The organism is Exiguobacterium sp. RIT452, from assembly GCF_003598705.1.
Lineage (GTDB): Bacteria > Bacillota > Bacilli > Exiguobacteriales > Exiguobacteriaceae > Exiguobacterium_A > Exiguobacterium_A undae.
The window spans coordinates 832086-857852 of record NZ_QXJB01000001.1 but is presented as its reverse complement, the minus strand read 5'-3'; the positions used below and the strand labels follow the sequence as shown (position 1 = coordinate 857852).

The 25767-nt window shown below is 49.0% G+C and carries 26 protein-coding genes; 8 read left to right on the top strand and 18 right to left on the bottom strand.

Annotation, left to right across the window (positions count from 1 at the left end; all coding sequences use genetic code 11):
* The 4 genes from D3D03_RS04565 to D3D03_RS04550 form a co-directional block, all read right to left on the bottom strand.
* Entirely contained in the window at positions 1 to 1179 is a 1179-nt protein-coding gene (locus D3D03_RS04565; RefSeq protein WP_119922933.1) for a hypothetical protein, read from the bottom strand.
* Between the two features lie 153 nt (positions 1180 to 1332).
* On the bottom strand, positions 1333 to 2076 hold the full coding sequence (locus tag D3D03_RS04560; RefSeq protein WP_119922932.1) for an SDR family NAD(P)-dependent oxidoreductase: 744 nt from the start codon (positions 2074 to 2076) through the stop codon (positions 1333 to 1335).
* A gap of 22 nt (positions 2077 to 2098) precedes the next feature.
* Positions 2099 to 2893, bottom strand: coding sequence for an SDR family NAD(P)-dependent oxidoreductase (locus D3D03_RS04555; RefSeq protein ID WP_119922931.1), 795 nt, complete (start codon positions 2891 to 2893; stop codon positions 2099 to 2101).
* Positions 2890 to 3339 (bottom strand): MarR family winged helix-turn-helix transcriptional regulator, encoded by a 450-nt coding sequence (locus D3D03_RS04550; protein WP_119922930.1) that lies wholly within the window; start codon positions 3337 to 3339, stop codon positions 2890 to 2892. Before D3D03_RS04550 ends, D3D03_RS04555 begins: the two co-directional genes overlap by 4 nt.
* 235 nt (positions 3340 to 3574) lie before the next feature.
* Between D3D03_RS04550 and D3D03_RS04545 the strand changes: the two genes are divergently transcribed.
* Both D3D03_RS04545 and D3D03_RS04540 read left to right on the top strand, forming a co-directional pair.
* The gene (locus D3D03_RS04545) at positions 3575 to 5320 is read left to right on the top strand and encodes a methyl-accepting chemotaxis protein (RefSeq protein ID WP_119922929.1); all 1746 of its coding nucleotides are present in this window, start codon (positions 3575 to 3577) and stop codon (positions 5318 to 5320) included.
* A gap of 112 nt (positions 5321 to 5432) precedes the next feature.
* Positions 5433 to 5834, top strand: a complete 402-nt coding sequence (locus D3D03_RS04540; protein WP_119922928.1) for a VOC family protein — start codon at positions 5433 to 5435, stop codon at positions 5832 to 5834.
* A 13-nt stretch (positions 5835 to 5847) separates the two neighbouring features.
* Here the strand turns inward: D3D03_RS04540 and D3D03_RS04535 are convergent, their stop codons facing one another.
* On the bottom strand, positions 5848 to 6186 hold the full coding sequence (locus D3D03_RS04535) for a DUF1048 domain-containing protein (RefSeq protein ID WP_026832971.1): 339 nt from the start codon (positions 6184 to 6186) through the stop codon (positions 5848 to 5850).
* The gene (locus D3D03_RS04530; RefSeq protein WP_026832972.1) at positions 6183 to 6524 is read right to left on the bottom strand and encodes a PadR family transcriptional regulator; all 342 of its coding nucleotides are present in this window, start codon (positions 6522 to 6524) and stop codon (positions 6183 to 6185) included. Before D3D03_RS04530 ends, D3D03_RS04535 begins: the two co-directional genes overlap by 4 nt.
* Positions 6525 to 6974: 450 nt before the next feature.
* Between D3D03_RS04530 and D3D03_RS04525 the strand changes: the two genes are divergently transcribed.
* Positions 6975 to 7439, top strand: a complete 465-nt coding sequence (locus tag D3D03_RS04525) for a hypothetical protein (RefSeq protein ID WP_119922927.1) — start codon at positions 6975 to 6977, stop codon at positions 7437 to 7439.
* A 139-nt stretch (positions 7440 to 7578) separates the two neighbouring features.
* On the top strand, positions 7579 to 8160 hold the full coding sequence (locus D3D03_RS04520) for a YcxB family protein (protein ID WP_119922926.1): 582 nt from the start codon (positions 7579 to 7581) through the stop codon (positions 8158 to 8160).
* Between the two features lie 369 nt (positions 8161 to 8529).
* Here D3D03_RS04520 and D3D03_RS16860 read toward each other — a convergent pair whose 3' ends face one another.
* From D3D03_RS16860 to D3D03_RS16780, 4 genes are all read right to left on the bottom strand, one after another.
* On the bottom strand, positions 8530 to 8742 hold the full coding sequence (locus D3D03_RS16860) for a hypothetical protein (protein ID WP_233550637.1): 213 nt from the start codon (positions 8740 to 8742) through the stop codon (positions 8530 to 8532).
* 24 nt (positions 8743 to 8766) lie between these two features.
* A complete protein-coding gene (locus D3D03_RS04510; RefSeq protein ID WP_119922925.1) occupies positions 8767 to 9321 on the bottom strand; it encodes a nucleotidyltransferase family protein in 555 nt (184 codons plus the stop codon).
* Positions 9322 to 9335: 14 nt separating this feature from the next.
* Positions 9336 to 9812: a hypothetical protein gene (locus D3D03_RS04505; RefSeq protein ID WP_119922924.1), complete on the bottom strand. Its 477-nt coding sequence runs from the start codon at positions 9810 to 9812 to the stop codon at positions 9336 to 9338.
* Positions 9813 to 9923: 111 nt separating this feature from the next.
* Positions 9924 to 10079 (bottom strand): hypothetical protein, encoded by a 156-nt coding sequence (locus D3D03_RS16780; RefSeq protein ID WP_199699993.1) that lies wholly within the window; start codon positions 10077 to 10079, stop codon positions 9924 to 9926.
* 248 nt (positions 10080 to 10327) lie between these two features.
* Here D3D03_RS16780 and D3D03_RS04500 point away from each other — a divergent pair, with 248 nt between their 5' ends.
* The 3 genes from D3D03_RS04500 (at position 10328) to D3D03_RS04490 (ending at position 18017) form a co-directional block, all read left to right on the top strand.
* Positions 10328 to 10930 carry a hypothetical protein gene (locus D3D03_RS04500; RefSeq protein WP_119922923.1) on the top strand — a complete coding sequence of 201 codons (603 nt, stop codon included), beginning with the start codon at positions 10328 to 10330 and terminating at the stop codon, positions 10928 to 10930.
* A gap of 74 nt (positions 10931 to 11004) precedes the next feature.
* The gene (locus D3D03_RS04495; RefSeq protein WP_119922922.1) at positions 11005 to 14766 is read left to right on the top strand and encodes an ABC transporter permease; all 3762 of its coding nucleotides are present in this window, start codon (positions 11005 to 11007) and stop codon (positions 14764 to 14766) included.
* 17 nt (positions 14767 to 14783) lie between these two features.
* Positions 14784 to 18017 (top strand): ABC transporter permease, encoded by a 3234-nt coding sequence (locus tag D3D03_RS04490; protein ID WP_119922921.1) that lies wholly within the window; start codon positions 14784 to 14786, stop codon positions 18015 to 18017.
* 40 nt (positions 18018 to 18057) lie between these two features.
* Here the strand turns inward: D3D03_RS04490 and D3D03_RS04485 are convergent, their stop codons facing one another.
* From D3D03_RS04485 to D3D03_RS04470, 5 genes are all read right to left on the bottom strand, one after another.
* Positions 18058 to 19020 (bottom strand): DMT family transporter, encoded by a 963-nt coding sequence (locus D3D03_RS04485; protein WP_119922920.1) that lies wholly within the window; start codon positions 19018 to 19020, stop codon positions 18058 to 18060.
* A 111-nt stretch (positions 19021 to 19131) separates the two neighbouring features.
* Positions 19132 to 19986, bottom strand: a complete 855-nt coding sequence (locus D3D03_RS17025) for an IS3 family transposase (RefSeq protein ID WP_483297334.1) — start codon at positions 19984 to 19986, stop codon at positions 19132 to 19134.
* Positions 19971 to 20477 (bottom strand): helix-turn-helix domain-containing protein, encoded by a 507-nt coding sequence (locus D3D03_RS17020; protein WP_483297333.1) that lies wholly within the window; start codon positions 20475 to 20477, stop codon positions 19971 to 19973. The genes D3D03_RS17025 and D3D03_RS17020 overlap by 16 nt, the downstream gene beginning before the upstream one ends.
* A gap of 91 nt (positions 20478 to 20568) precedes the next feature.
* Positions 20569 to 21006 carry a hypothetical protein gene (locus tag D3D03_RS04475; protein ID WP_119922918.1) on the bottom strand — a complete coding sequence of 146 codons (438 nt, stop codon included), beginning with the start codon at positions 21004 to 21006 and terminating at the stop codon, positions 20569 to 20571.
* Positions 21007 to 21067: 61 nt separating this feature from the next.
* Positions 21068 to 21370 (bottom strand): putative quinol monooxygenase, encoded by a 303-nt coding sequence (locus tag D3D03_RS04470; RefSeq protein WP_119922917.1) that lies wholly within the window; start codon positions 21368 to 21370, stop codon positions 21068 to 21070.
* 116 nt (positions 21371 to 21486) lie between these two features.
* On the opposite strand from D3D03_RS04470, the gene D3D03_RS04465 reads away from it, so the two are divergent.
* The gene (locus tag D3D03_RS04465; protein ID WP_119922916.1) at positions 21487 to 21834 is read left to right on the top strand and encodes a hypothetical protein; all 348 of its coding nucleotides are present in this window, start codon (positions 21487 to 21489) and stop codon (positions 21832 to 21834) included.
* 1 nt (position 21835) lies between these two features.
* Here the strand turns inward: D3D03_RS04465 and D3D03_RS04460 are convergent, their stop codons facing one another.
* The 3 genes from D3D03_RS04460 to D3D03_RS04450 all read right to left on the bottom strand — a co-directional run bounded on the left by D3D03_RS04460 (position 21836) and on the right by D3D03_RS04450 (position 25699).
* Positions 21836 to 22156 (bottom strand): hypothetical protein, encoded by a 321-nt coding sequence (locus D3D03_RS04460; RefSeq protein WP_119922915.1) that lies wholly within the window; start codon positions 22154 to 22156, stop codon positions 21836 to 21838.
* Positions 22157 to 22490: 334 nt separating this feature from the next.
* Positions 22491 to 24959 carry an FtsX-like permease family protein gene (locus tag D3D03_RS04455; protein WP_119922914.1) on the bottom strand — a complete coding sequence of 823 codons (2469 nt, stop codon included), beginning with the start codon at positions 24957 to 24959 and terminating at the stop codon, positions 22491 to 22493.
* Positions 24956 to 25699 (bottom strand): ABC transporter ATP-binding protein, encoded by a 744-nt coding sequence (locus D3D03_RS04450; protein ID WP_119922913.1) that lies wholly within the window; start codon positions 25697 to 25699, stop codon positions 24956 to 24958. The genes D3D03_RS04455 and D3D03_RS04450 overlap by 4 nt, the downstream gene beginning before the upstream one ends.
* Positions 25700 to 25767: the final 68 nt, after the last annotated feature.

Below are 25767 nucleotides of genomic sequence, written 5' to 3'. Positions count from 1 at the left end.
TTAATCCATCACGAAGTCCACGCCATTTGCTCCACTGACCGGTATCGTCCGTAACGTTTTTAAGTTATCATCCGTGACGATCAATCGCCCTTTTCCGGAAAGTGATGTTTTACTTTCAGTGAAATACGACGTCTTCTTATACGGATTCCGGTACAGGTAACGGTAGTACTTGCCCTGCTTCCAAAAATCCGGTCGGACCGTTTCAACTCGGAACGCTTGTCCGAACGTCCACTGGACGAGCCGTTGATCGGTATCATTTTCACCGGTGCCGATGATTTGATAACCCGTCTGGTTGTTGATCATCCGCATCGGTTCCGTCGCCCAGTAGTTGACATCATCCAATACTGAAAATGACTTTTGCTGCATCGTTCCGTCCGTCTTCAGCTTGATCATCACGCCGTCGGTCGTCGCAAAATACGCGGTATCTTTCGCGCCGTATAACGCCGTATAAGCATACGGTTCGTCCGCTTTTCGAATGACGCGTGATTTTCCGGTCGTCTGGTCGAGCAGGACCATTCCGGCCGCTTCTTCTTTATCATCCTCAGATCCGTTGTTGGCATAAGCAATCGTCTGATCCAATTCAAGGATCGGTGAATCAAAGACCGGCATCAGCCGGTCTTCAATCGGATACCGTTTGCCTGTGCGGACGTTGATTAACTGAATTTTTTCCTTTGGCTTCGAGGCATTCGATTCCAGCCAGACATCTTTCCCGTAATGGGCAACGGATGTTATCGCTGTATTCGGGACCTGATGTTTTGTAAACGTGCCCCGTTTTAAATCGTACGTAAAAAAGTGATCTGCTTCGATGCCTTGCGGGTGATGCGCATAAATGCGTCGCGGGTCGGTTCCTTTTTGTGACAGCCTCATCCAATAGAAATCCGGGTCAGCAATCGCTTCCCTCTTCAGCTCTTTACCCGTTTTCGACAATGTCGTCATCAATCCCGGTTCCTGCGGATCATCCTGTGTTTCTTTAAAACGATTGATATCGCTTCCATACAGCAGGATGACCTGACCGTCTTTCGGCTTAAACGTCATCGTCGTGAGATCCTTCGAAATGACCGGATAGGAAACTGCTTTTGGTTCCTCCGGACGCAATCCGACATATAAAGCATCTGCACTGATAAAAACGGCCAGGCCTGCCGATCCGTACAGCATTCGTTTTTTCCATGGTTGGAGCATGTTTATTCACTCATTTCATTTGTCGTTTTCACCTTCCATTGTACCGCTTTTTATGTAAAAAAAATCTTCTGAATCAGATTTTCATTACCAATTGACCTATTGTTTCACAAAAAAAGACACTGCCGGATGGACAGTGCCTTCGTGTCGTTTCAATCATCTCGCTGTGACGCCACCGTCGACCGGAAGACCAATCCCGGAGATATGGCTCGCTTCATCCGTCGCAAGGAACACGACGGCATGCGCAACTTCTTCGGCTTGCCCGACGTGACCAAGCGGAATCACCTGTTCAAAATAGTCTTTATAGGCGACCATCGACGGCGCACTCATCTTCGTCTCGATGTAACCTGGATAGACGGCATTGACCCGGATGTTGTCCTTGCCGTAATCGACAGCCGCTGCCCGCGTGACCGCATCGATCGCGCCTTTAGACGCCGTATACCCGCCGGCTCCCGCCATTCCACTGATCGCAGAAATCGAGGCAATGTTGACGATCGAACCGCCTGTTTCTTGCATCAACCGAATCGCTTGTTGCATCCCGAGCAGGACACTGTTGACGTTGATGTTGAAAATCCGGGACCAGTCGGTTTCATCCTGCTCTAAAAACGGGGTACTGAGTGCAATGCCTGCATTGTTGACCAACACATCCAGTCGATTAAACTCCCGCTCAATCATGTCGATGACGTCTTGCCAACTTTCACGGGAAGAGACGTCATGTCGTAAGGCATATGCTTGACCCCCTTCAAGCAAGATCTGTTTGACGACAGCACGGACGGCCTCTTCATTGATATCTGTCGCGACGACGATAGCGCCTTCACGCGCCGCCAGCAGTGCAGTGGCTTCTCCCATGCCACTCCCGGCACCGGTCACTAACGTGATTTTTTCTGCTAATCGATTCATCTTCATTCACTCCATTTCTGAATTACTGCTGCATCGCTAAAAAATCGGGACTTGTCGGATTGCCGATATAATGTCCGCCTTCAATCTGAAGGGTTTGTCCGGTCATGAATTTTGATTCGTCTGACGCGAGATAGACGACGGCATGTCCGATGTCATCGGCTTCGCCGTGATACGGAAGAGCATTGTATTTTTCGAAGGTCGCCAGCAGACTTGGACTCATGTTGGCTTTTGCCGCCGGTGTCAAAATCAAACCGGGAGCAATCGCATTACAGCGGATTAAATCCTTCCCGTACTGTGTCGCGATATACTTCGTCAACTGGACGACGGCAGCTTTTGACGTCCCATAGGCAGAACGGATGCTGTCACCTGCAAAAGCAGACATCGAAGCTGTATTGATGATCGATCCACCACCTGCTTCCTTCATATGTGGAATGGCATATCTTGCGCCAAGCAAAACACTTTTGACATTCACGTTCATCAAACGGTCCCATTCTGCCAAGTCCATTGCGACGACATCTAAGTCTTTCTGAAGGTTTGTCAGGCCGACGTTATTAAACAATACGGTGAGTCTGCCGTACGTCTCGACGGTAAAATCGATGGCGGATTGAATCGATTCCGCTTCAGACGCGTCCAAGAAGACAGCAGAAGCTTGTCGTCCTTGCTTCCGTAACTTAGCCGCTACTTCTTTTGCTCCATCGACGTTATAATCTGCGACGACGACGGCTGCTCCTGCTTCGGCGAGCAAAGTCGCGGCCGATAAGCCAATCCCTGACGCACCACCTGTTACCAACGCCACTTTCCCCGCTACTCGACTCATCGTTTCACTCCGTTCTCTCGTTTCGCCCGAATGTGGGTCAAGAGTTTTTCATTGATTGCTAAGTATTGACGAATCTCGTCTTCATCTAACACGTCATACAGTTTGAGGTACTGTTGTTTTCCAATTGCTTGGGCTTCACGTAAGACTTGCTCTCCCTGCTCCGTGATTTGGAGCAAAACTTGTCGGCGGTCCTGTTCGTTATAGACCCGTTCGACCAATTCAAGTTGAATCAGTTTTTTAGCGATGTTCGTCATCGCGCCTCCTGTAAAACCAAGTGTTTCTGCTAACTTCATCTGATTTTGAGGACCTTTCCGTTTCAGCTCACCTAACGTCAGAATCGGCGAAATTCCGACATTGTAGGGAAAACGAGTATTCCAATCGATGATGGCTTCATTTGTCACGGCTTCCACTGTATGAATCATTTTAAAGAGTTGATCTTGCTCCATTGGTTCGACATCCTTTCTTGATCGTTTATCTTATAAGCAAAAATCTATTCGTTTCTTTATCGCATTGAATAATTTAACACTAAACTATTTAACTGTAAACATTTTTTGCGAGTTTATTTTATGTGGCGATATTTATTCTACCCCTTAACTTTTTTTACTACGTTTGCTATAACTTATTCAAAATCTAACCGATAACTTAGATAAGCAACACGTAAACTATCATCAGGAGGCTTATATGGACAAGACACGGACTCATTCCATCAGAACACGTCTACTTCTCATCATCAGCTTGATCCTCATTCTTTTCTTTGTATTCAGCAGTCTTTCCCTTTACCTCACGACCAAACAAACCGCTCTGTCGACGCTCAAAAAAACGGCGGAACAGGATGCTTTACGAATCGCCAGAAACGTCGATTCCGAAGCCTATCAGAAATTCTTAACGAATCCAACCAATGATGCGACGTACGATCAATTACGCGAATCACTGGATCAACTGCGACAGCAAAACGGTCTCTTGTACGCGTACACCGCGACAATCGACGACAATCAAGTCAAGTTGTTGATTGACGGGCTTCCGGTTGCTGACGCCGCTAAGATCAATGATCCGGCAACAGGGGCTGTCGCGTCCGATATGAAAGAGGTCTTAGAAGGGAAAACGCACTCGACCGATGTCATCGATGATCCGAAGTTCGGTCAGTACATCAGTGTCTATGTCCCGTTAAAAAGTACGACGGGTGATATCATCGGGATTTTAGGGGTCGATATTGCGGCAAAAGACGTCGAGACCTTGACGACGACGCTGTTAAAACAGACGTTGCCGCTGTTTCTCGGTTTACTCGTCTTACTCTTACTGTTGACACTCGGGTCACTGTATTACATACTCGGTCGAAAACTGAAACCGCTTGAAACGCTTCAATCCGTTGCGCGAATGATTGCCGACGGAAAACTTTCGCAAGCCGATCAGACGATGCAACAACTGAAGATTCCGGCAAAAGATGAAATCTACACGCTCGCCCGTTCGATTCAGCAGATGAACGAAACACTCCGCCTGATGATCGTCGACATCAAACGGACGACGGCTCTCGTCACGGACACGAGTCAGGCGATTGATGCCGGGACGACGGAAGTCCTCGACGGTTCAACGCAGATTGCCGAGACGATGTCGGAAATCGCGACCGGTACGGAAAGTCAGACGCACACGACACTCGCCTTGACCGATGAGATGACCGGCTTCTCTTCGCTCGTTCAAAAAACGACCGATGACAGTCAGCAAATCGAACAGACTGTTGAGACGATGCGTGTGGCGACGCGCGACGGACAAACGCAGATGAAACAGTCCGTCATCCGGATGAACACGATTCATACGCACGTCGTCGAAGCGACGGAGCAGGTCCGCCAGCTGAAACAACAATCCACCGACATCCAAGGACTGGTCACGATCATCCGTGATATCGCGGCACAGACGAACTTACTCGCACTCAATGCGGCCATCGAAGCGGCGCGTGCCGGCGAACAAGGCAAAGGATTTGCTGTCGTCGCAACCGAGGTCAAACAGTTATCGACCCATGTCGCGAGCAGTGTCAATCAGATTGCTGCAATCGTCCAGAATATCACCGGGAATTCGACGCAAATGGAAGTCCGGTTCGCCGAGACGTTACAGGAGACCGTCTCCGGTCAACAAGAAATACAAGCGACGGACGGCTCGTTCACTCAAATCGCGGAACAAGTCGGAACAGTCGCGGCGTCCGCTGCCGGAATGCGTCAACAAATGCTTGACGTCGCCAGAACGGAAGCCCGGATTCGCAATGCCCTGACGGAAATTGCCGCTGTCGCCGAAGAACACACAGCCGGCAACGAAGAAGTGGCGGCGGCGTCCGAGCAGATGATTGCGACAATCACAGGACTCCATGTCCTCGTCGAAACGTTAAATGAAACATCAACCTACTTAACGAATCAGACGGAGAAATTCGATCTGACGTAATCAACAAGCGTCCGTTTCCTCGACAGGAAACGGACGCTTGTTTACACTAAAAATTGATTTGATATTGCTAGCGGCTACATACGAACTTTATCACCTGAAAGGATGATTGACGATGAAACAAATCCATCACCTCTGTATCCAGACGACCGACTACACCGCGTCAAAAACGTTTTATGAGCAACTGGGATTCGAACTGGTCCAGGAATCCCCGGATTTCCACACCCGTGCTTTTAACAGTTGGCTGAAGCTCGGTGACTTCTACATCGAACTTCAGACGAACAAAGTCGACGAGACCTTGACGCCTTATACGAAACATACGGCAGGTCCCGTCCATTTTGCACTATACGTCGACGATCTGCAGACAGAAGTCGCCCGGCTCGAACAACTCGACATGCCGTTTTTGCCGAAGCACGGCGGTAACATCTACTTCGTCGTCGACGGTCACCTCAGTAAGTTAAAAGCGCCGGAAGGAACGATCATCGAGTTGCGGGATACATGGACGATCAACGGCTGAAGTATTTTCCCTGTTACTTCCGGTTAATCGATTCATTTAATTTGATGCGATATTGATCATTCCAAGAGGGCTCATCCTTGATGAGATCGTCACAGAACGCCGCGACATCCGGTCCCGTGATGTCTGTGACGGTTTTCCCTTCTGCTGCCCCCATCTCAAACAAATCGAGTAATCCCTCGAAAATCCGACGGGTCGACGGCCAATCCACCGGTCCTCCAGCGATTGCCAAATATTTTTGAATCGCACGATAGGCATGGAAATAGTCAGCAGGTAAATGTTTCGCGCGACGCTCCATTTCTCGGTAGTGCCTTTTGTCCTCTAAGTTACCCATGATCTTTTCAACGATACTCATACGGGTTCTCCTTTCGGTTGACTCATTTTCAGTTCTGTCAGCTTGCTGGAAACGAAGCTCCAACGCTCCCAAAATGAAGCAAGCCGCGCTTGACCGGCAGCATTCAAAGTATAAAACTTCCGTGGTGGTCCTTGTGTCGATGGTTTTTTGACGGTATCGACGAGTTGATTTTTTTCAAGCCGCATCGTGATCGTGTAGACCGTCCCTTCCACCACATCCGTAAAGCCCAACTCACGTAACTGCCTTGTGATTTCATACCCGTACGTCTCTTCCCGGCTGATGATTTCGAGCACACATCCTTCGAGCACACCTTTTAACATTTCTGTGATGTCTTCCACGGCATTCCCTCCACTCAAGTACTCTGTATTACTATCTACAAGTATATAGTATAACTAACTAGTGAACATGTCAATGAGGGGTTGAATGTTTTGACTGCAAACGATCATGGTGATGGATGTATTCGCAAGTAGTTAATAACAAGAAAAAAACAACGCATGCTCGTAGTCGACATGCGTTGTTTTATGTATAACCATCGAAGGTTTTTGTAAGATTCAAGGTTTTGTGCGGGAAATGTTCGAACCCAGTTATTGCATTTTTCCCAGGCTTATTCATGTAAAGTCATCTTAAATACTGTTAACCTAAGACCAATAGGGAAAATATGGTTCGTTTGATTTTCAAAATTAACAATAGGGAACATTTATTACGTCCATTCTCTATTTCTGATATAGATGGTCTCTCATTTTTAAACACTTTAAAATACAACAACATTATTGAAAGGAGGAGTGGTTTTGAAGAAGTTACTCTTGTTCGTTTTACTCTTCACGGGAACAATCGTTTTAAACGGGTGCACGACCATGACTTCAACCAAAATAAGTGACGATAGATCGGTGATTCATTTTGATGCAACTTCAATCCTTTCGCTTGGCCGTGCTCATCAAATAAAGATGCTTATGCTGTCTAGTGTCCCTTCAGATTCAGTCGCTGTGTCAGATGCGAATGAAGAGTTACACGTGATGAAAGCAGATAATACTAAGCACTTAGAAGAGATGACCATTCTACAGCACGATGAACCCGCTGCGGAAGAATTTAAAACCCTTGTCATCGACTATCTTGAAGTAGAAAACGCATATATAGACAAGAAGATTGAGAGCCTTTATTCAGACAACGTACGTCACCCGAGTCGATTTTCGATGGAGACACTGTATTCAAGAGCCGATGCTGAACTCCCTAACTTCCGATATGAGCCGAATTAACAATCAAAACTCTTTCTGAGCGAACAGTTGAATTCCATCAATTTACAAGATCTCAATAGTATAAAAAGACTCGAATTGATACGATGAAGGGATTTTCCAATCAAAAAAAGTAATCTATTCTGAAAAGAGGAATCATGCAATGAATTTAAACTATCAAATGACTTTTGAAGACTTTATGGCATTACAAAAGGACGCTTTAAACAGGGCACGCCATCATCAAGCAAGATCTAATGTTGCTTTCATAACGTTGGCTCTGATGGTGTTGCTACTCGGCCTTATGCTTTTCACAATACTCGAACCGCTTTTTCTTGGTTTTTTCTCGGAAAATGTAAGCCAACTCATCATCGTCTGTTTGTCTTTTGTTCCAGTTCTCTTATTGAAATCGACTTTAGTAAAGTATTATGAATTCGTTACACTCCGGCAAGTGAGATCTTCACTTAAAAACGATAAGCGATGGCCGCGAAATGTAACGTTACACCTTCATGAAACGGGCATTCAATCAAATTCCACGTATAACGGTATCGTTAAAAACACGGACATCGCATGGGAAGAGTTTAAAGCGGTCAGTGAAGATGATGATCGCCTCTTCCTATACTTTGAAAATAACGAAGCACTTATTTTACCGAAAACTTACTCTTCATGGACTGAAACAGAACACATGCTGCTTCATGATTTGATAAAACAACACTTGAGCCATGACTTTGGACAAGAAAAAAAATAACCGTCTGTTTATAGTTCAATTCTTAATCTAAACGACCCCTACCTTTGCTGTACTTAAAGGTGGGGGTCGTTTAGATTCATGAGGTTTGATCACTTTTTCCCGCTGTCTCAAACGTATACCTGTTAAAGAATGGCGCCTGTATGCCTCTTGTGGAGGTGAGATGCTACATTGGTACCGAACGGTTAATAGACGTTTTTTTCACTTGATTCCTAAATTCTCGAGATAGGTCGTTTTTGTCTTGTCGAGTTTCCGGTACACGGTCTTCGGGTTTTCAATCCGGACGTACTGGTCCCCCTGCTGTTGATAGATACTATGCTGCGGCGGTTTCTGGTCCGTCGCTGTGCCCGGCACATCATAATATAATTCAATCTAGTCCCCGTCGTCACCCACCTTGATACCGGTCTCTTTCCGCTCGATGGGTGCCTCGTTCTGACGAATAAGTTCTTCGTTCTCAAGTTTCAGCACGGTCTCGATCGATTCGTTGAATTTCTTTTGGTAGTCTGGCGGTGGATCAGGTTCTCTGAATATGTAAAATACGATCAGCGCGGCCAGACTGACAAGCAGCATCTTTCGAAAATTCATCTTCCCCCTCCTGTTCGATAGGTCTCAGCTGTTCGTTTCAAACTGACAGGCAATCCGTAAATCAGACCGTTTGTCCCAGCCTTTATCGGTCACCCGTTGTTGAAAGATGGCGTGGAGCGGTAATCCTTTTGAAAACAGCGGGGTTGGACGAATCGTCCGGGTATGTAAATCTTCTGCGCCATATGCCAGATACAACTGAAATTGTCCGTCTGTTAACTTCGCCGCAATCGCCGTCACCGTCTCCGGAAAATGCGCGATTGCGTCGCATGTTGACGCATACGGCGGCAACTCGTTTTTCAGATGCATCCGGGCCTGATTTTTGACCGACCACGGCAACGGCTTCCACGACTTCAATTGTTCTTCATACTGTTTTTCCGTTTCTTCCGATCTATCTGCCGTGTCGTAATATACGACATCGATGTCCTGTTTCTCCGTCAAAGTCAGTCCCCAGATCAAGGACCGGATATAGCCGGCGCAAATCCAGGCGTCCGGCAGTCCGAGCCGGTCGACGAGCATTAACTGTTCACGCAGTGTTTCATTTTCGGATAATGCATTGTAAATTTCGTTTGTTCCTTGCATTGATATGCCCCCATTTAGGTCTTCAGCTTTTTCCACGTCTTCGGATACGTCCGCAACTCTTTTTTCGTCGGATGCTCGGGGTCCAGTTTCTTTCCGCGACGTTCAAGGATCGAATCGGTCATCAAGAGTGCAACGGCGAGTACAAGATAAATGCCGATGCTTGTGAAAAACGGCAGCGCCAGATTCAAGACGACCGGCAGGAACAGACCGACCAATACGATGAAACAATAATCAATCACGTACTGGACTTGAATAATCCGCTTCATGTTCCGATTTTCCGTCAGTGCCATATCCCGGTTCACTTCTTGTGAGTGGAGCCGGGCAATCAGTACCAAGGCAACGACGAGCACGGCAAACGGCCAGTAGGCACCTCGGTTGGCGACGACCAATACGATGCTTGTCCCGTACAATAAGGCACTTAGCAACCGTTGTTTCATCAGTCGGCGTTTTGCTTCCTGAATAAAGCGGGTGCGTTCTTGTTTCGTTTTCATGAATCTTCCCCCCCTCATAATTTACTATACATTTTTTAGGAGGAACTGATCTCTTTTATGAAAAAGGGAATCGACGATCACAGACCATCCTCCCCCTTGCAAAGCTTCGATTCACCAAGAAGGTGGGTCGTTCCGATGATGGATGTCCATTTCATGATCGTTTGAATTATACGCCCGATCGTCATGTGTGCGGTCACGGTATCCTAAACGCGCAGACGCAATCCAAACCCCTAATCCAACCATTGCAAAAATTCCGATAAAAATCATGATTTCTCCTCCTTTGACAGTCATTGCTTATTTGTTTTCTCACAGTTATTCATTTTTCCTTTTCACAGGTTAAAATCTTACAATTTAACATACGTTGATTCGATGCAATAGTTCCAGAAAAAAGGGAAATAAGTTCTTCGTATTCTGAATAATTATTACGAAATCATTGCATTTGGGAACAATTAACAGTATATTTTGTTTAACTATTCTGATAATTATTACCAAACTTTTTTAAAGGAGCGTGTCACATGAAATGGTCTGCCAAGAAAAAGCTTTCATTGATCACTGCATCATGTCTCGTCGTCGGTACTTTCGGATTGGTTGCTTCAACGACAGATGTCTTTAAAGATAACATTCCCTCGGTTGCAAGCGAAAAGAAACAAGCGGGCGTCAGTCAAACGATCACACCGAAAACACTCTCGATTGCCAAACTGATGAAACAAGGTCTTGTTCAAACCTACCCAGGAGATCCTAATCTCGCGAAATCGACGTTCCGTGTCGACCGCTTGTTAAGCGCTCCACCCAAGTCATTGAATTTAGTGGCAAAGGACGGACATCGGTTTATCACGGTTCCTTTTATCATGGAAGATACTTCTCATCACGATGGTGGGTACAGCGTGTATAAACCCAACCGCTTTACACTGCAAGACGAAACCGGAAAAGAATACGAATCCGTCGATTACGTCAACCGGAACGAAAAAGCATGGAAAAATACCCATCAGTATTTTGCCCCGTACCGTTCACAAGTGGATGTCGTCTATCAAGTACCGATTAACAAAAAAACCTTTGTTCTGTTTGCCTCAAGTGATGCATTCGCTAAAACACATACCGTTAAAATCGAAGTCGATTAACTTCAACACGCTTGATGCTTCCATGGCGTCAGGTGTGTTTTTACTTACATGCATGCCAAAGGAGTGTGATTGAAATGATCTCTTTTATCTGGAATTCCTGGTGGCGCAACAAGGAGCGGTTCATCCTACTCCTCGTCGGCGTCCTGATCGTCAGTACGGGACTCAGTTACCTGATCGGGACGACGCAAGCGAGCAACGGCACCGTCGTTGATGAACTGCAGAAACGCTGGGGTTCCTCCTATGATATCGTCGTTCGTCCGCCGGACAGCCGCAGTGTGACGGAAGACTTAAAGTTGCTCGAGCCGAACTATATGAGCGGTCTCGATGGCGGCATCACGATGCAACAGTACAAAACGATTCAAAAAATTTCCGACGTTGAAGTCGCCGCGCCGATTGCGATGATCGGGAATTATTATGCGGATGCCCAGATTGGGACATTCGATTTCAAAGAACAAGGCTTCTATAAAATCACCATTCAAGACGTTCAGGATACCGGTTTACAGAAAGAACAACAATCCAGTTCATCCTTCTTAGGTGCCGGATGGTCTCCTTCCGAGGGGGATGGCTTGAACCGGGATATTTCACCGCAAGCCTTAGGAAAACAACCGCTGATGGAGTTCGGCAGTGCCACCATGCTTGCCGGAATTGATCCGGAAGCAGAAGCAAAACTCGTCGGTCTTGACCAAGCAACAAAAAAAGCGACACACAGCCGTTATTTCACAAAAGACGACATCGCGACAGATAACGGAGACGATGTATGGAATATCCCGTTGATTTTAAATAGTCACGAATACGTCGATGCCTACCGTAAATATCGTTACGAAAAAGTAGACATTCCTTTGGTTAATGATTCGATGACCGAGACAGTTAATGCCATCATGAAAAAAGGCGGCGCATCGTATCTGAAGACACTTCCGGTACAACCCGCTAAGGTGTACAAGATCACGACGAGCGAAACCTCGAAAGAGCTCGTCAACGATATTTTAAAAGGAACGGTCCCGACTAAACCAACCGGAAGCTTCGATTGGATGTATTTAAAACCGTCTGCCGTTGAATACCAGACACTGACCAGTCCCTATGCTACCCGTTGGCCGTTTGCGTATCAGGTTACACCACAGGAAGTGCCGAAAGATGTCCTGTTGGCAAAACGGACGATGTATCGAAAAGCTCGGTCGTTTGGAGATACATCGATTAATTTAAAGTCTGTACCTAAAATGAAGTTGAATTTCATCGGTGTCTTTGATCCACAAAAGCTGAACATTTCAAAGGATCCGTTAACCGAGCTTCCGATGGAAACGTACTTCCCGGCGAAAGCCCAATGGGTCATGGACAAAAACGAACGTCCCGTTAATCCGGTCCGCGACGTTAAGCCGACGAATGATCCGTATGACTTCCTGACAAAACCGCCGTCGATGCTGACGACACTGGATGCGGCGTTCAAGCTCCGTGGTGATAAAGCCATTTCGGCCATCCGGGTCAACGTCAAAGGGGTCGAAGCCATGAATGAAACAAGCGAAAAAAAATTGCAGGCTGTCGCGCAAGAGATTGAAGACAAGACGGGACTGATTACCGATGTGACACTCGGATCCTCCCCGCAACTCGCCCTGACTTACCTGCCCGGTTTAAAAAATGAATCCGCTTTAGGTTGGATTCAGCAGCCGTGGATCAAGCTCGGTTCCTCGATGGCGATTTTCCAAGAGGCGAAAGTCGGCATGAGCGGCGTCATTGCGAGTGTGATTGCGGTTGCCCTCGTTTATGTTTTCAGCTCGAACATCATTTTGCTGTATGCCCGCAAAAAAGAGTTTGCGATTTTACTGTCGCTCGGCTGGCGTCCGCGTCAGTTGTCAAAGCTGCTGTTTTTTGAAGCGACGCTACTCGGTACCTTCGTCGCCCTGATTTCCTGGACGATTCTCGGGTCATTCTGGCTGACGACGGATCATCCGATTGCGCTTGGTCGGATTTTGCTGATTGGTCTCGCCGGTCTGTTGATTTACTGGGGCGGAACGCTTGTCCCGATGACCTTGATTCGTCGTATCCAGCCGTTTGAAAGTATGCGCTCCGGCGAAGTCTCCAAAGGCCGTCGGCTCGTTCGCTCGCAATCGATTTTCGGGATGAGTCTCAATCAGCTGTTCACGTACTGGCAGCGGACTTTGCTGTCGATTGTTGCGATCGCCCTGCCGACCAGTCTGTTCATCTTCTTCCTCTTCGTGACGTTCCGACTGAAAGGCGTCTTGTATGCGACGTGGCTCGGTGAATACGTCGCGCTTGAAGTCGGGACGATGCACTACGTCGCGATGGCGGTCGCCCTCTTGATTGCCATCCTGACGACGACGGAAATCATGTGGCAAAACGTCAATGAGCGGAAACCGCAACTCGCCGTCCTAAAAGCAACCGGTTGGCGCGACGGTTGGATCCGGCTCCTTGTCTTGACGGAAGGCATGTTAACCGGTTTGTTCGCCGGTCTGATTGGTCTCCTGATTGCGCTCACGATGATCGGATATGTCTACAATCAGTTCCCGGTCAATGAGCTCTTGTTCCTCAGCGTGATGCTGTTCATCCCGGTCGTGACCGGCGTCCTCGGTGCCCTGTTACCAGCACAACGGGCCGTCCGGATTACGCCGAATGCGGCGATCGGCAGTGTCGCCGTCAATACCCAGGCGACGGAACGCCGCTTTAAACTGGCACTCGGTTCGATCGGCGTCGCCTTGGTCGCCGGTGTTACGAGCCTGTTCTTGTTTGCTGCAAACGAAGATATCACGCAAACACCAAAACAGACGCAGGCGAAGCCGTCTACCGTTCAAACGACAGGTGCGAAAATCGCTGATTTAAAACAAAATGAGTCGAAGAAAACAGCGGCTGTTTCGCAGTCAGAAACTGACAAAAAAATCAAGAAACTGATGAAAAAAGGCATGGTGCAGACGACTCCGGGCGGAGAACAGATCAGCAATCAGTTCTTTTATGTCGCTCCGCTCATCGAGACACCAAAAGAATTGGATTTAAAAGAAAAACCCGGCTACCGTTTTGTGACGGTTCCAGCGATCATGCAGGATAATCAGGATTCCCCATTAAAAGGTGCCATGTCCATTTATCGGCCAAGCACCTATGCGATGACCGCTCCTGACGGGAAAGAGTACTTGCCGGTTGATTATGTCAATCGTAATGAGAAAGCCTGGAAGTTCAGTTATCAGTATTTTGCGCCCGAAAAATCACGTGTTGATCTCGTCTATCAAGTACCGGAAGACGAAAAAGTATTGGTCCTGTATGCATCGGATGATGCATTCCCGAGAACGGTCACCGTCAAAATCGATTTGGATGCCGCTCCCGGTGCTGATTCCAAACCGAAGCAAACACTAAAAACCGCCAAACAGGATTCCGGTGCCATTCAAGAAATCATGAATCAGGCGATGGTCCGTACGTTCCCAGGCGATCCGGAGCTGAAGAAAGCGATTTTCCGGGCCGGTGCTTTGTTGCCTGAACCGCCGAAAGAGTTGAAACTGCCGGCGTTGCAGGATGAACAGTATGTCACCGTACCGGTTATCTTACGCAACTATACAGCACCTGAAGGCGAAGGATACGGCACTTACCGCCCGAACCGCTATACGCTGACCGACGCTGACGGCACCGTCTATGAGTCCGTCGATTATGTTAATCACAATCCGGACGTCTGGAAATCCGGTTACCAGTACTTCTCTCCCCGTGCGTCCCGCGTTGACCTCGTCTTCCAAGTGCCGAAGCAGGACAACACGTATGTCCTGTTCGCCAAGGACGAAGCGTTCGCGAAGTCCGTCGCTATCAAGATTGAGGTGAAAGCAAGCAAGGATAAAACATCAAATTGATCTGAAGGAGGCTTTTGATGCTGAAATTCATCTGGAATTCCTGGTGGCGCAACAAGGAGCGGTTCATCCTGCTCCTTGTCGGCGTCTTGATCGTCAGTACCGGACTCAGTTATCTGATCGGGACGACGCAAGCGAGCAACGGCACCGTCGTCGACGAACTGCAAAAGCGTTGGAAGTCATCGTATGACATTGTCGTCCGTCCTCCCGGCAGCCGCAGTGTCACGGAAGATTTAAAGTTGCTCGAGCCGAACTATATGAGCGGGCTCGACGGCGGCATCACGATGCAACAATATCAAACGATTCAAGAGATGGCCGATATCGAAGTCGCGGCACCGATCGCGATGATTGGCAACAGTTCGACCGGCTCAAATATCGGCACGCATACGTTTGAAGAGGAAGGAATCTACAAACTGACCATCACCGACCAGCAAGATACGGGCTTGAAGGTCGAGAAATACTCTTCTGCCACGTACCTTGCAGCCGGCTGGGAACCATCCGGTGACGCGACAAATGCCGGTGTCTCCCCGATGCCGCTCGGCAAACAACCGCTCTATGAATTCGGCAGCAGTACGATGCTTGCCGGAATTGATCCGGAAGCGGAAGCCAAGCTGATCGGTCTTGATGAGGCGACGTTTGCCGACACGTACAGCCGCTATTTCACAAAAGACGACCGTCCGAGTGTCGTCGATGAAGTCGGAACCGTCGCCATTCCGGTGCTGTTGAACGAACGCGAGTATGTTGATGCGTCCCGGATTTATACGTATGAAAAACTCGATCTGCCGCTGATTAACGATTCGTTGAACGAGACGATTATGGATGTCTCAGAACGCGGCGGCAAAAAGTATCTGGAGACGCTCCCGGTGACGTCCGACAAAGCAAAAAAGTATACCATCACGACGCAGCAAATCCAAAAACAGTTAGTGCAGGATATTCTCAGCCATGCGCCGGTCGTGACGGACGTCACCCGGTCCGACTGGATGGCGTTGAAACCGTCGCCGATTACCTATCAGCCGATCAAAAGTCCGTATGCCTCCCGTTGGCCGTTTACGTATCAGGTGGAACCGAAGAAGGTCAATCCGGATTCGTTACTCTTCAAACGGACGATGTATCGGGAAGCGCGGGAATTCGGAACATCCAGTGATGACTGGCCACGACTACGGCTCGATTACATCGGCGTCTTCAACCCGAAAAAATTGAATGTCTCAAAAGATCCGTTAACGGAATTGCCGATGGAGACCTATTTCCCGGCGAAAGCCCAGTGGGTCATGAACGCCAAGGAACAACCGGTCAATCCGGTCCGTGACGTCAAACCGTCCAATGATTCCTATGACTTTTTGACGAAACCGCCGTCGATGCTGACGACGCTTGAGGCAGCGTTTCAAATTCGCGGTAAAAAAGCGATTTCCGTCATCCGTGTCAACGTTAAAGGTGTCGATGCGATGAATGAACAGAGCGAGGCGAAATTGCAGGCGGTCGCTCAAGAAATCGAGGACAAGACCGGTCTGATCACGGACGTCACGCTCGGTTCATCCCCGCAACCGGCCTTGACCTATCTGCCGGGACTTGAGAAACAGGCGGCACTCGGTTGGGTGCAGCAACCGTGGATCAAACTCGGCTCATCGATCAGCATCTTCCAGGAAGCGAAGGTCGGGATGAGCGGCGTCATCGCCAGTGTCATCGCGGTCGCCCTCGTTTACGTCTTCAGTTCGAACATCATTTTGCTCTACGCCCGCAAAAAAGAGTTTGCGATTTTACTGTCGCTTGGCTGGCGTCCCCGTCAGTTGTCGAAAATGTGGTTCCTCGAGGCCACGCTTCTCGGGACCCTCGTCGCCCTGATTGCCTGGTCGATTCTCGGGACGTTTTGGCTGACGACGGATCACCCGATTGCCCTCGGTCGAATTTTATTGATCGGTCTTGCCGGTTTGTTCATCTACTGGGGCGGCACGCTCGTTCCGATGGCTCTGATCCGCCGGATTCAGCCGTATGACAGCATGCGGTCCGGAGAAATCTCAAAAGGACGCCGGTTCGTCCGTTCGCAATCGATTTTCGGGATGAGTCTCAATCAGTTGTTCACGTACTGGCAACGGACGTTGCTGTCAGTCGTCGCGATTGCCCTGCCGACCAGTCTGTTCATCTTTTTCCTGTTCGTGACGTTCCGCTTAAAAGGGGTGCTGTACGCCTCCTGGCTCGGCGAGTTCGTGGCGCTTGAAGTCGGCACGATGCATTATGTCGCGATGGCCGTCGCCTTATTGATCGCTATCCTGACGACAACGGAAATCATGTGGCAAAACGTCAATGAACGGAAATCCCAGTTGGCCGTTCTGAAAGCGACCGGTTGGCAGGACCGGATGATCCGTCAACTTGTGTTAATGGAAGGTCTGTTGACCGGTTTGATTGCCGGGATTGCAGGACTCCTGATGGCCGTGTTCCTGATTTTAAAAATGTACCATCAATTCCCGACGGCTGAACTCGGATTCCTGAGTCTGACGTTACTGATTCCGGTTGCGACCGGTGTCATCGGGGCTTTGTTACCGGCCCAGCGTGCCGTCCGGATCACACCGAATGCCGCCATCGGCAGTGTCGCCGTTAATTCCAAGACGACGGAGCGTCGCTTCCGGCTTGCACTTGGAACGATTGGCGGAGCGCTTGTCGCCGGCGTCGCTTCCTTGTTCCTGTTTGCGACAAATGAAACCGAGCCACAACCGGTTGCGACCAAAACGGCTGAAACACCAGTCATTACGACAACCGGCAGTAAAATTAAGGACGGTTTGACGGGAGTCAAGCGTGATGAGCCGAAAGCTTCAAAAGCTTCCGATTCCGCCGCCATCAAAAAACTGATGGCGAAAGGAAGTGTCCCGACGTTCCCGGGCGATCCGGCCTTAAAAGACTCATATTTCTGGGTCGGTCCCCTGTTGAAGGAACCGCCGTCCTCGTTGAAGCTTGAGGAAAAAGTAGGTTTCCGGTATATTACCGTTCCTGTTTATCTTGAAGATGAGAGTGGTGCGGAGGGCGAATCAGCCTATTATTATCCGAACCGTTTCCCGATGTATGATGGAAACACGAAATACGAGCCGATCGATTACGTCAATCGGAATAAAAAGGCATGGAAAAACGGGACGGACTTTGCGCTGGATCAACGGTCTCATGTTGATCTCGTGTATCAGGTACCGGAAGATCAGACTCGGTTTGTCCTGATTGCTGCTGGTGACGTCATCCCGAGATCACGGGCTGTCAAAATTGAACTGAACTAAAAAAATGCTCCCTTCCGTCAGTGGAAGGGAGCATGTTTGATTAGAGCCGGATCAGTACGATGCCGACAATCATCAGACCAAGACTGAACAGTTGAACACCCGTGACCGGCGTTTTCGCTGCGCCAAACCATCCGAAACGGTCAATTAAAAGGCTGCCGGTCAGAAGGCCGATTGTCACGATGACGACAGCAACGCCTGTTCCGACGAGCGGGACAATCACAGCATTCCCGGCGATGAACAAGGCCCCGATCAACCCGCCAATCCAAATCCACCACGGAGTCGGAAGTGAACGGTTGAACTGCCACTTCGTCCGGACGATCACGTTCACAAGTAATAATGTCAACGTGCCGACGATAAAGGAAATCAACGCTGCTTTAATGGCGGAATCGAGCACCACACCAAGATGTCCGTTAATCGCGGCTTGGGCGGCACTCATCATTCCCATGACGACACCGAGAACGCGCCAACCGTAAATGGTCGAATCGACCGGCTTTACCTGTTCCGGATGCCGGCGTTTCGCGAGCCAATCGCCGAGCGCAACCGTTCCGACGACACCAAGTAAAACAAATCCCGCACCAATTAGTCTTGTGGACGAAAGCGGTGTGGAATTTGTAGAAAACCAACCGAAGTTGTCAATCAGAAGCCCCATCAGCACCTGTCCAAAAATCGGCATGATCACCGTCTGGACACCGCCGATTCGAGGGAAGAGCAGAATGTTTCCGGTTAAAAAGATGACACCAAGCACGCCGCCGATCCAAATCCAGCCAGGTTCCGACCAAACGCCCGGATTCAGACTGAAATTGCGTTCGACGAACATTGTCAGCACGATCAAAAAAACCGTCCCGATGCTGAAGGACAGCAAGGACGCGAGGAATGGTGAGCCGACGATTCCACGCAACCGTGTGTTAACACTCGTTTGAACGGGAACGAGGATCCCGATGATTAATCCAATGATAATGGCCAGAATAAGAAGCCCTCCTTTTGTACGAGTCGTTCTTATCATATGTCAGAGACGGACGGGAAAGCGATTTGCCTGCTTATGTCGTCAGTTGAACACAAGAAAAAGCATCCGGATTTTGAACTGAACCAAAAAAGTTAGACAATAAATAATTCGTCAGGCGACCTTGAGGACCTGAGTCCGGTATTCCACCGGGCTCAGGTTTTTTAGTCGTCTCTTAATACGACGATGGTTATAGTACTCGATATAACGCTTGAGCTCACATTTGAAGTGGTCCATGTCATCGAACTCCTTGAGATATAGGAGCTCTGACTTGAGCACGGCGAAGAAGCTTTCGATGGCTGCGTTGTCGAGACAGTTTCCCTTACGGGACATACTTTGCGTGATGCCGTGCTCGTGGAGCGTATCGATGAACGCTCGGTATTGATAATGCCAACCTTGGTCGGAATGGAGGATTGGTTGGGCTTCTCCATCGAGCCTTCTGATTGCCTGGTCCAACATTTCGCCGACGAATTGGTATGTGGGACGGCCCGACATGGTATAGGCAATGATCTCACGGTTTCCCAAGTCCATCATCGGCGAGAGGTAGAGCTTCTCCCCGAAGAGGTGAAACTCAGTGACGTCGGTCACCCATTTCTGCTTCAGGCCGGAGGCCTTGAAGTCCCGTTGGAGAAGGTTAGGCGCGACCTTCCCGACTCGCCCTTTATAGGAGCGGTATCGCTTCATGCGGACGAGGCACTTAAGCCCGAGCTCGTTCATGAGACGGCGTATGGTCTTCGGATCGTGCCGGAAGCCCTGGCGTTCGAGGAGTGCGTGGATGCGACGATAGCCACATCGCCCCTCGTGTTCGTGGAAGAGGGTATGGATGGCTGCCTTCACCTCCGCATACTTGTCTTCGCCCGTCAGGCGCGTCCGCCAGTAGTAGTAGACGCTTCGCGCCATACCGAGCACGCGGAGGAGTCCCGGGACGGGATAGATCGCCCGCAACTCGTCGATCACTTGCGCCTTGATCCGGTTCGTCGCGCGTTCTCTTCTTGAACCAAGGCTCTCAATTTTTTTAACGCAGCGTTCTCCATCTCGAGGTACTCGATTCGCTCTTTGAGCTTCTCAACCTCTGTCATCTCTTCAGGATTCTTTTTGCGTCTCGCCATCGGGGCACGTCCTTTCGGTCTGGCGACCAGACCCTCGACCCCTTCCCGTTCATACGTTGATTGCCAGTTCGAGATCATCCCTGGGGAGGAGATTCGGTATTTTATAGCCGCCTCTATGCGGGACAGCCCGTTGGTCGCCATGTCATTTAATACCTCCAGTTTAAATGTCGGCGAGTGGGTTGTATAGGAAGGATCGAAGATCGTCTCCCCCCAACTTTCATAGAGACGCGACCAGTCACGGATCAGTTGACGCGCTATCCCGAATTCTTTCGCCACACCTTGGTATCCGTCTCGTCCCGTCAGATAACGTTCAGCGACCTGGATTTTAAACGCCTTCGTATATTTGACCATAAAAAACACCCCATAAAAGTTGGATTTTCATGTCCAACTTTTATGGGGCAGTTCACTATCGCGGATACTTTTTTGCAACATAGGAATTTCATTACCGGTATTCGTTGCTTAACGGCTGTTCCGGATCGGCTCGACGGATCCAGCGCTCCAGGACGGTTTCAATGACAATCCCCAGCAGCATGAACCCTGCCACATAAAGCAGTGACAAGTCAGTTTTCCCCAGCAGTTCAGAAATAACAATCAGAATCAGTAGAAGGGCGATGATACCAAAACTCATGGTAGATCGGAGTCGAATCAACCGTTTGGCACGTATCGAGTCCGACAGCCGGCTCATCCTGTGACTTTCACGCCTTAAAATCCCACCGGAAATTATTAATGCGCAGAGAAGCATAAGGATCGACCAAATGGATTGGTCAAAAAAGTGAACCGCCATAAAGGCGCCTCCGGTAAAAACAGCCGATAAAATCCGGAGCGGTCTCGTTTGCTTGCGAATGGTCTGAATGATTTGGATCCGTTCTTGTTTGTTCATCTTCTCACCCCATGACGATAATATGTGTTCTGACCATAGAGGTTCCTTCTTTTTGGAAAGGTTATTTTAGTCCTTTTCCCCCGTGCGGCTGATCTTCAAGCACCCGTTCGACATGTAACAGAATCGGTCGCGCCTGTTCAATCAACTGTCGTGTCGCCGGCAGTTGCAATGACGCCGCATGCGCCGCTTGGTCCGTCCAAATTTCCCGAACCATCACGGTATCCGATTCACCTGTCGTACTAACAGTATACTGCAGACAATCCGTCACGTACTCAAGAGACGCCGCTGCTTCTAACAGTAGTTCAATCAATCGTTTTTCCTCACCAACTTGCGTCGTGAACCTCGTCCATAATCCATAATACATCTTCTTTTCCCCTCCATGACGTTATGACTGATTATTCAAATCAAGATTTCTGGGAACATTTAGGTGGAATGTACGTATACTAAGAATAACTTACATAATCAAAAGGAGAATATGTTTTGAAGAAACGTCTGTTTTTAGCGACCGGTTTGTATCTGCTCGTCATGATGATGACGATTTACGCCATTTTTTTTGAACAATCCGATTCTACTTTCTTACTAATCATCCAACTCGGATTGTTGATCCACTTCTACTTCCAGTACCGGATGTCATTCCTAGTACCTGATCAGGATGTTCCTACTGCACCGTTTCGATTGAATGTCCTTCGAACCGGACTGATTGTTGCAGCCGTCATCACATACGTTACGCTCGATACCGTACCCCTCCTGCTCGCTACGGCTGTCGCTTTGGCGCTGGCTCTCCCGACGCTTGTCTCCTACATCAGGTTACGAACACAGGAAAACTGATTCATTCCCGTTCCGGCAACGAGCGGGTGCGTCCAATGAAGACGACCTGCTGCTTCGCCAGTCGAAAGACCTGATACTCACCGCGAGGGTCCGTGTTCAATTGTACGGCGACTTGATGTCTCGCTTCTTTTGAAGAAGCCGTCTTGTCATAGGCAGACCGGACCGCAACGATCGTCTCTTTGCCATATTGCTCGGCGACATGTTTCGTCACCCGGGCACGCACGATTTGTTCAAACGTCTCATCCTGTTCCTGCTCAAGAAAAAACCAACCGATGCCGCCGATCATTCCTAATAAGAGTAGTGCCAGTACCGTCTTTCGCATTTCGAACGCCCCGTTTCCGTTTTGTTCTCTTTAGACAGAATTCGCTGTTCATTCCACACCTCCTGCTTATTGAAGAAAAGCAGGAGGAGAAAGGAGGTCTTCATTTGTCTTCTCGCACTTTTCCTTTAATGTTTCGCTTGTTATTGGCGGGATTGATTCTCGTCAATCTCCTGAACACCACCGTCCTTGATCTGCCGCGATTGACGCTCGTAACAAATATTCTACTTGTGCTGGTTGCATTCTTCTTTTTCGTCCGCTTGCTGAAAAATTCGCAGAATAAAAAAAAGCCGTGAATCCATTCCTCTTTCAGGAATCGGGTTCACGGTTTTTGTCGTCACTGATTCAATTCTTCGACTAGATTCTCCTGGTTCCATCTTGTCGTGAACCAGATCAGTCCAAACACCAACACGACAAGTCCGGTAACCGTCATGTTGATACTCGTTAAGTCCAGTGCGATGTTTCCGCCATCGACGCGTGAGATCAAGAAGGTGGTGCCAATCCCGGTGACGAGTCCGAATCCGATGCCGCTACCGATGAAAATCAGCATTTGAATCAAAATCAAACGTCGGAGCGATGACCGGGTCAAGACCAACGTCCGGAGTAACGCATACTCGCGTCGTTTCGTCGCCAAATAATTTAATAACGAATTGGCGAGACCAAACCAGACGGATACACTCATGACAGCCAGCGCGACGATGAAGACGATCCATCGTTCTTGCAGTTGCTGATTCGCCAGGTTGACGGACGTCTCATACCGGTTCAACTGGAGCGTCGGATAACGTGTCGTCAGTTCCTGCAACACGGTCTGTGTCTGCTTCGTGTCGGCCGCATCGATATACAGTGCACCAAGCCGGTCTTCAGAAGTCCGGATTGACGACCGCCAGTCGAACCAGGCGTCCGTTGGTAAGTCCGGGTCAATCTGTCCGACTTCAAATTGACCAATCGAGACGGTGCCCGTTTCTCCGTCGATAAAACGCCCCACCTCAAGACGGTCACCAACTTCCAATTCATTCGCTTGCGCAAATGCTTTAGAGACGATGAATTGATCGTTTTCCAAAGAGCGAACGGATTTCCCGATTACGTCAAGTTTTTCAAGGTCTGTCAATGCGTAATTTAAAGTAATGGTGTGATCTGATTTTATGATTTCAAGTCCACTTACCGGAGAAACGAACGTACTTTTTGCTTCCGGCAGCTCCTCTTCAATCGTCTGTGTCAGTTCAAGTGGATCAGCTTTTGTCCCTTCAATCAAGCGGCTTTTCAGGACCAGTTCCGTCGGATATTGCGTCTTCAGATAGGTCAGCTCATTTTGTTTAATTGTTTCAAGGAAGGTCGAACCGAGGACAACAACAACCAGCAGGATTTGGACGATCAACATCAGCAACGCGTTTTTCCGTATTTGCGGCAAGACACTCCGAACAGCCACAAACGTCGTCGGTCCAGCCACTTTTTGAAGCAACGGTTCAATTCGGACCAACAGCCGTTGCAGCAACAAGGGCGTTGCGCTGTACATCATCAGAAGAAAACTGATGGTCGATACGAGATACCCACCGGCTCGGTGATTGTCTGTTTGCGCGAGAATCGTCGCATATAACAGCGCCCCTGCTGTGAGTGCGACGAAAAATTTAACGAAACGTTCCCGGAGCTGCGACGCTTTAGGTCCATCATGATTTTGGCGCATGACATGGAGCGGCAGAATTCGCCGGTTGCGGTAAGCAGCAGCACTCAGCAATAAGAGAATCAACAGGCTGCTACCGATTGTAACGAAAAAGGCCAGTTGCCCATCAAACGGAATGACCGCTCCCTTCAATGCAAACAGTTCCCGCCACTGCTCCTGCAGGATGCTGTAAAACAATCCGCTTAATAAGAAAGCCATCAGAGCTCCGGCGCAGACAATCAGACTCGACTGGATCATGAAGATTTGGAACAATTGCCGCGTCGTCGCCCCAAGCGTCCGCATGATGGCGAACTGATACCGGTGTTTGCGGAGAAAGACATCAAAATTCGTCATCAGGATAAACGCGGAGACGATTAAAATCAGTCCGGCAATGATGCCGACATAGACCTGCATGGCCGAGACACCGTTGACGTTTGAAGTTTCGGTTTCGGCAAGTTCGACGCGTAGTCCAGATGTGGCTTGTGTCAGTCGATCCGCATAGGCAACGACATCCGCGTCCTTTTTCAACTGAATCAATACATATGTTGCAAGACCTTCTTGCCCGACGGTTGCATTCAATTCTTTGACATCCGCATACGACATCACTAGCGTATCCGGTGCTGCTCCGCTCGCTGATGCGTCCGGCAGGATTTCAATCACATTGTACTTGTTACCTGCAATCGTGAGTGTCTGTCCTACTTTGACATCATAGGCTTTGGCCAACCCCGCATTCGGAATGACCTCGCCCCGCCCCACTGATTGCTTAAAACGATAGCGGCTTTTGGCGAGCGTATCATTTTTTGTCCCGATCGTATAAACATCCGCCGTCGTTTGTCCGGTGACCGTCAAATTCGTAATCAAAATCGGTGAAATCTGCCGGGTCTGTTGATCTCCTGTCAACCGGTCCAAAAAGGATTGATCGATGACATTCGTCTGTCCACTTTGATAGCCGACCGACAAGTCCATCTTGCCGTAGAGCCGCTCGATATCGGCTTGAACCGAAGCCTGGCTTTGCGAAACGAACAAGACCATCGACAGGACAAGTAAAATCGAAATCAATACGCTGCCGATTGAGGTCAGAAGAATCATCGGACTTTTCCGGTATAATTTCAGTGCCAACCGGAACAAATGCTGTTTCTCCTGCTTCATACCGACCTCACGTAGCGCTCGAACGTCTCCATGATGGGTCCAAGTTCTCCGGTCGACGGCTGATCGGCCACGATACGTCCGTCGTGGAAGTACAATACCCGGTCGGCGTAAGACGCGACCTGCGCATCATGCGTGACGAGCAGGATGCTTGTCTGTTGTTCCTTGTTCAGCGCCTTCAGCAGCGTCATGATTTCCGTCGACGTCCTGAAATCAAGATTCCCGGTCGGTTCGTCCGCCAAAATGATTGGCGGCTCTGTAATCAATGCCCTGGCAATTGCCACCCGTTGTTGTTGACCGCCCGACAGTTCGGTCGGCCGATGTTTCGCCCATCGTGAAAGTCCAACAGGTTCGAGAAGATGGTCTACCCGTTGCCGGATTGTCTTCGCATCAGTACCGGCAAGCATCAACGGCAGTGCCACATTTTCTGAAACCGTCAAATCGTCGAGCAAATGGAACGATTGAAAAATAAAGCCGATATTTTGTTGCCGGTACAAGGTTGCCGCCGGTTCCGTGAAGATTTCTCGTTGCGCTTCATCCCGCAACCGCAACGTACCGCTTGTCGGCTGATCAAGTGCTCCGAGAATGTTCAACAAGGTGCTTTTACCGGAACCGCTTGTGCCCATGATGGCAATGAATTCCCCTTCTTGCATCGAAAACGAGACATCGTCGAGTGCATGGACCGTCTCCGTTCCCCGTTGATATGTTTTCGTCAACCGTTCAATTTGTAGTAAGCTGGTCATTCCAACACCTCTGATTTTACAATTTAATTCCATTTTTCATTATACACAAAACACCAGCTGTAAAAAGG

Coding starts and splice junctions, on each gene's coding strand:
- D3D03_RS04565 (WP_119922933.1), bottom strand. CDS start 1,179: ATGCTCCAACCATGGAAAAAACGAATGCTGTACGGATCGGCAGGCCTG.
- D3D03_RS04560 (WP_119922932.1), bottom strand. CDS start 2,076: ATGAATCGATTAGCAGAAAAAATCACGTTAGTGACCGGTGCCGGGAGT.
- D3D03_RS04555 (WP_119922931.1), bottom strand. CDS start 2,893: ATGAGTCGAGTAGCGGGGAAAGTGGCGTTGGTAACAGGTGGTGCGTCA.
- D3D03_RS04550 (WP_119922930.1), bottom strand. CDS start 3,339: ATGGAGCAAGATCAACTCTTTAAAATGATTCATACAGTGGAAGCCGTG.
- D3D03_RS04545 (WP_119922929.1), top strand. CDS start 3,575: ATGGACAAGACACGGACTCATTCCATCAGAACACGTCTACTTCTCATC.
- D3D03_RS04540 (WP_119922928.1), top strand. CDS start 5,433: ATGAAACAAATCCATCACCTCTGTATCCAGACGACCGACTACACCGCG.
- D3D03_RS04535 (WP_026832971.1), bottom strand. CDS start 6,186: ATGAGTATCGTTGAAAAGATCATGGGTAACTTAGAGGACAAAAGGCAC.
- D3D03_RS04520 (WP_119922926.1), top strand. CDS start 7,579: ATGAATTTAAACTATCAAATGACTTTTGAAGACTTTATGGCATTACAA.
- D3D03_RS16860 (WP_233550637.1), bottom strand. CDS start 8,742: ATGAATTTTCGAAAGATGCTGCTTGTCAGTCTGGCCGCGCTGATCGTA.
- D3D03_RS04510 (WP_119922925.1), bottom strand. CDS start 9,321: ATGCAAGGAACAAACGAAATTTACAATGCATTATCCGAAAATGAAACA.
- D3D03_RS04505 (WP_119922924.1), bottom strand. CDS start 9,812: ATGAAAACGAAACAAGAACGCACCCGCTTTATTCAGGAAGCAAAACGC.
- D3D03_RS16780 (WP_199699993.1), bottom strand. CDS start 10,079: ATGATTTTTATCGGAATTTTTGCAATGGTTGGATTAGGGGTTTGGATT.
- D3D03_RS04500 (WP_119922923.1), top strand. CDS start 10,328: ATGAAATGGTCTGCCAAGAAAAAGCTTTCATTGATCACTGCATCATGT.
- D3D03_RS04495 (WP_119922922.1), top strand. CDS start 11,005: ATGATCTCTTTTATCTGGAATTCCTGGTGGCGCAACAAGGAGCGGTTC.
- D3D03_RS04490 (WP_119922921.1), top strand. CDS start 14,784: ATGCTGAAATTCATCTGGAATTCCTGGTGGCGCAACAAGGAGCGGTTC.
- D3D03_RS04485 (WP_119922920.1), bottom strand. CDS start 19,020: ATGATAAGAACGACTCGTACAAAAGGAGGGCTTCTTATTCTGGCCATT.
- D3D03_RS17020 (WP_483297333.1), bottom strand. CDS start 20,477: ATGGTCAAATATACGAAGGCGTTTAAAATCCAGGTCGCTGAACGTTAT.
- D3D03_RS04475 (WP_119922918.1), bottom strand. CDS start 21,006: ATGAACAAACAAGAACGGATCCAAATCATTCAGACCATTCGCAAGCAA.
- D3D03_RS04470 (WP_119922917.1), bottom strand. CDS start 21,370: ATGTATTATGGATTATGGACGAGGTTCACGACGCAAGTTGGTGAGGAA.
- D3D03_RS04460 (WP_119922915.1), bottom strand. CDS start 22,156: ATGCGAAAGACGGTACTGGCACTACTCTTATTAGGAATGATCGGCGGC.
- D3D03_RS04455 (WP_119922914.1), bottom strand. CDS start 24,959: ATGAAGCAGGAGAAACAGCATTTGTTCCGGTTGGCACTGAAATTATAC.
- D3D03_RS04450 (WP_119922913.1), bottom strand. CDS start 25,699: ATGACCAGCTTACTACAAATTGAACGGTTGACGAAAACATATCAACGG.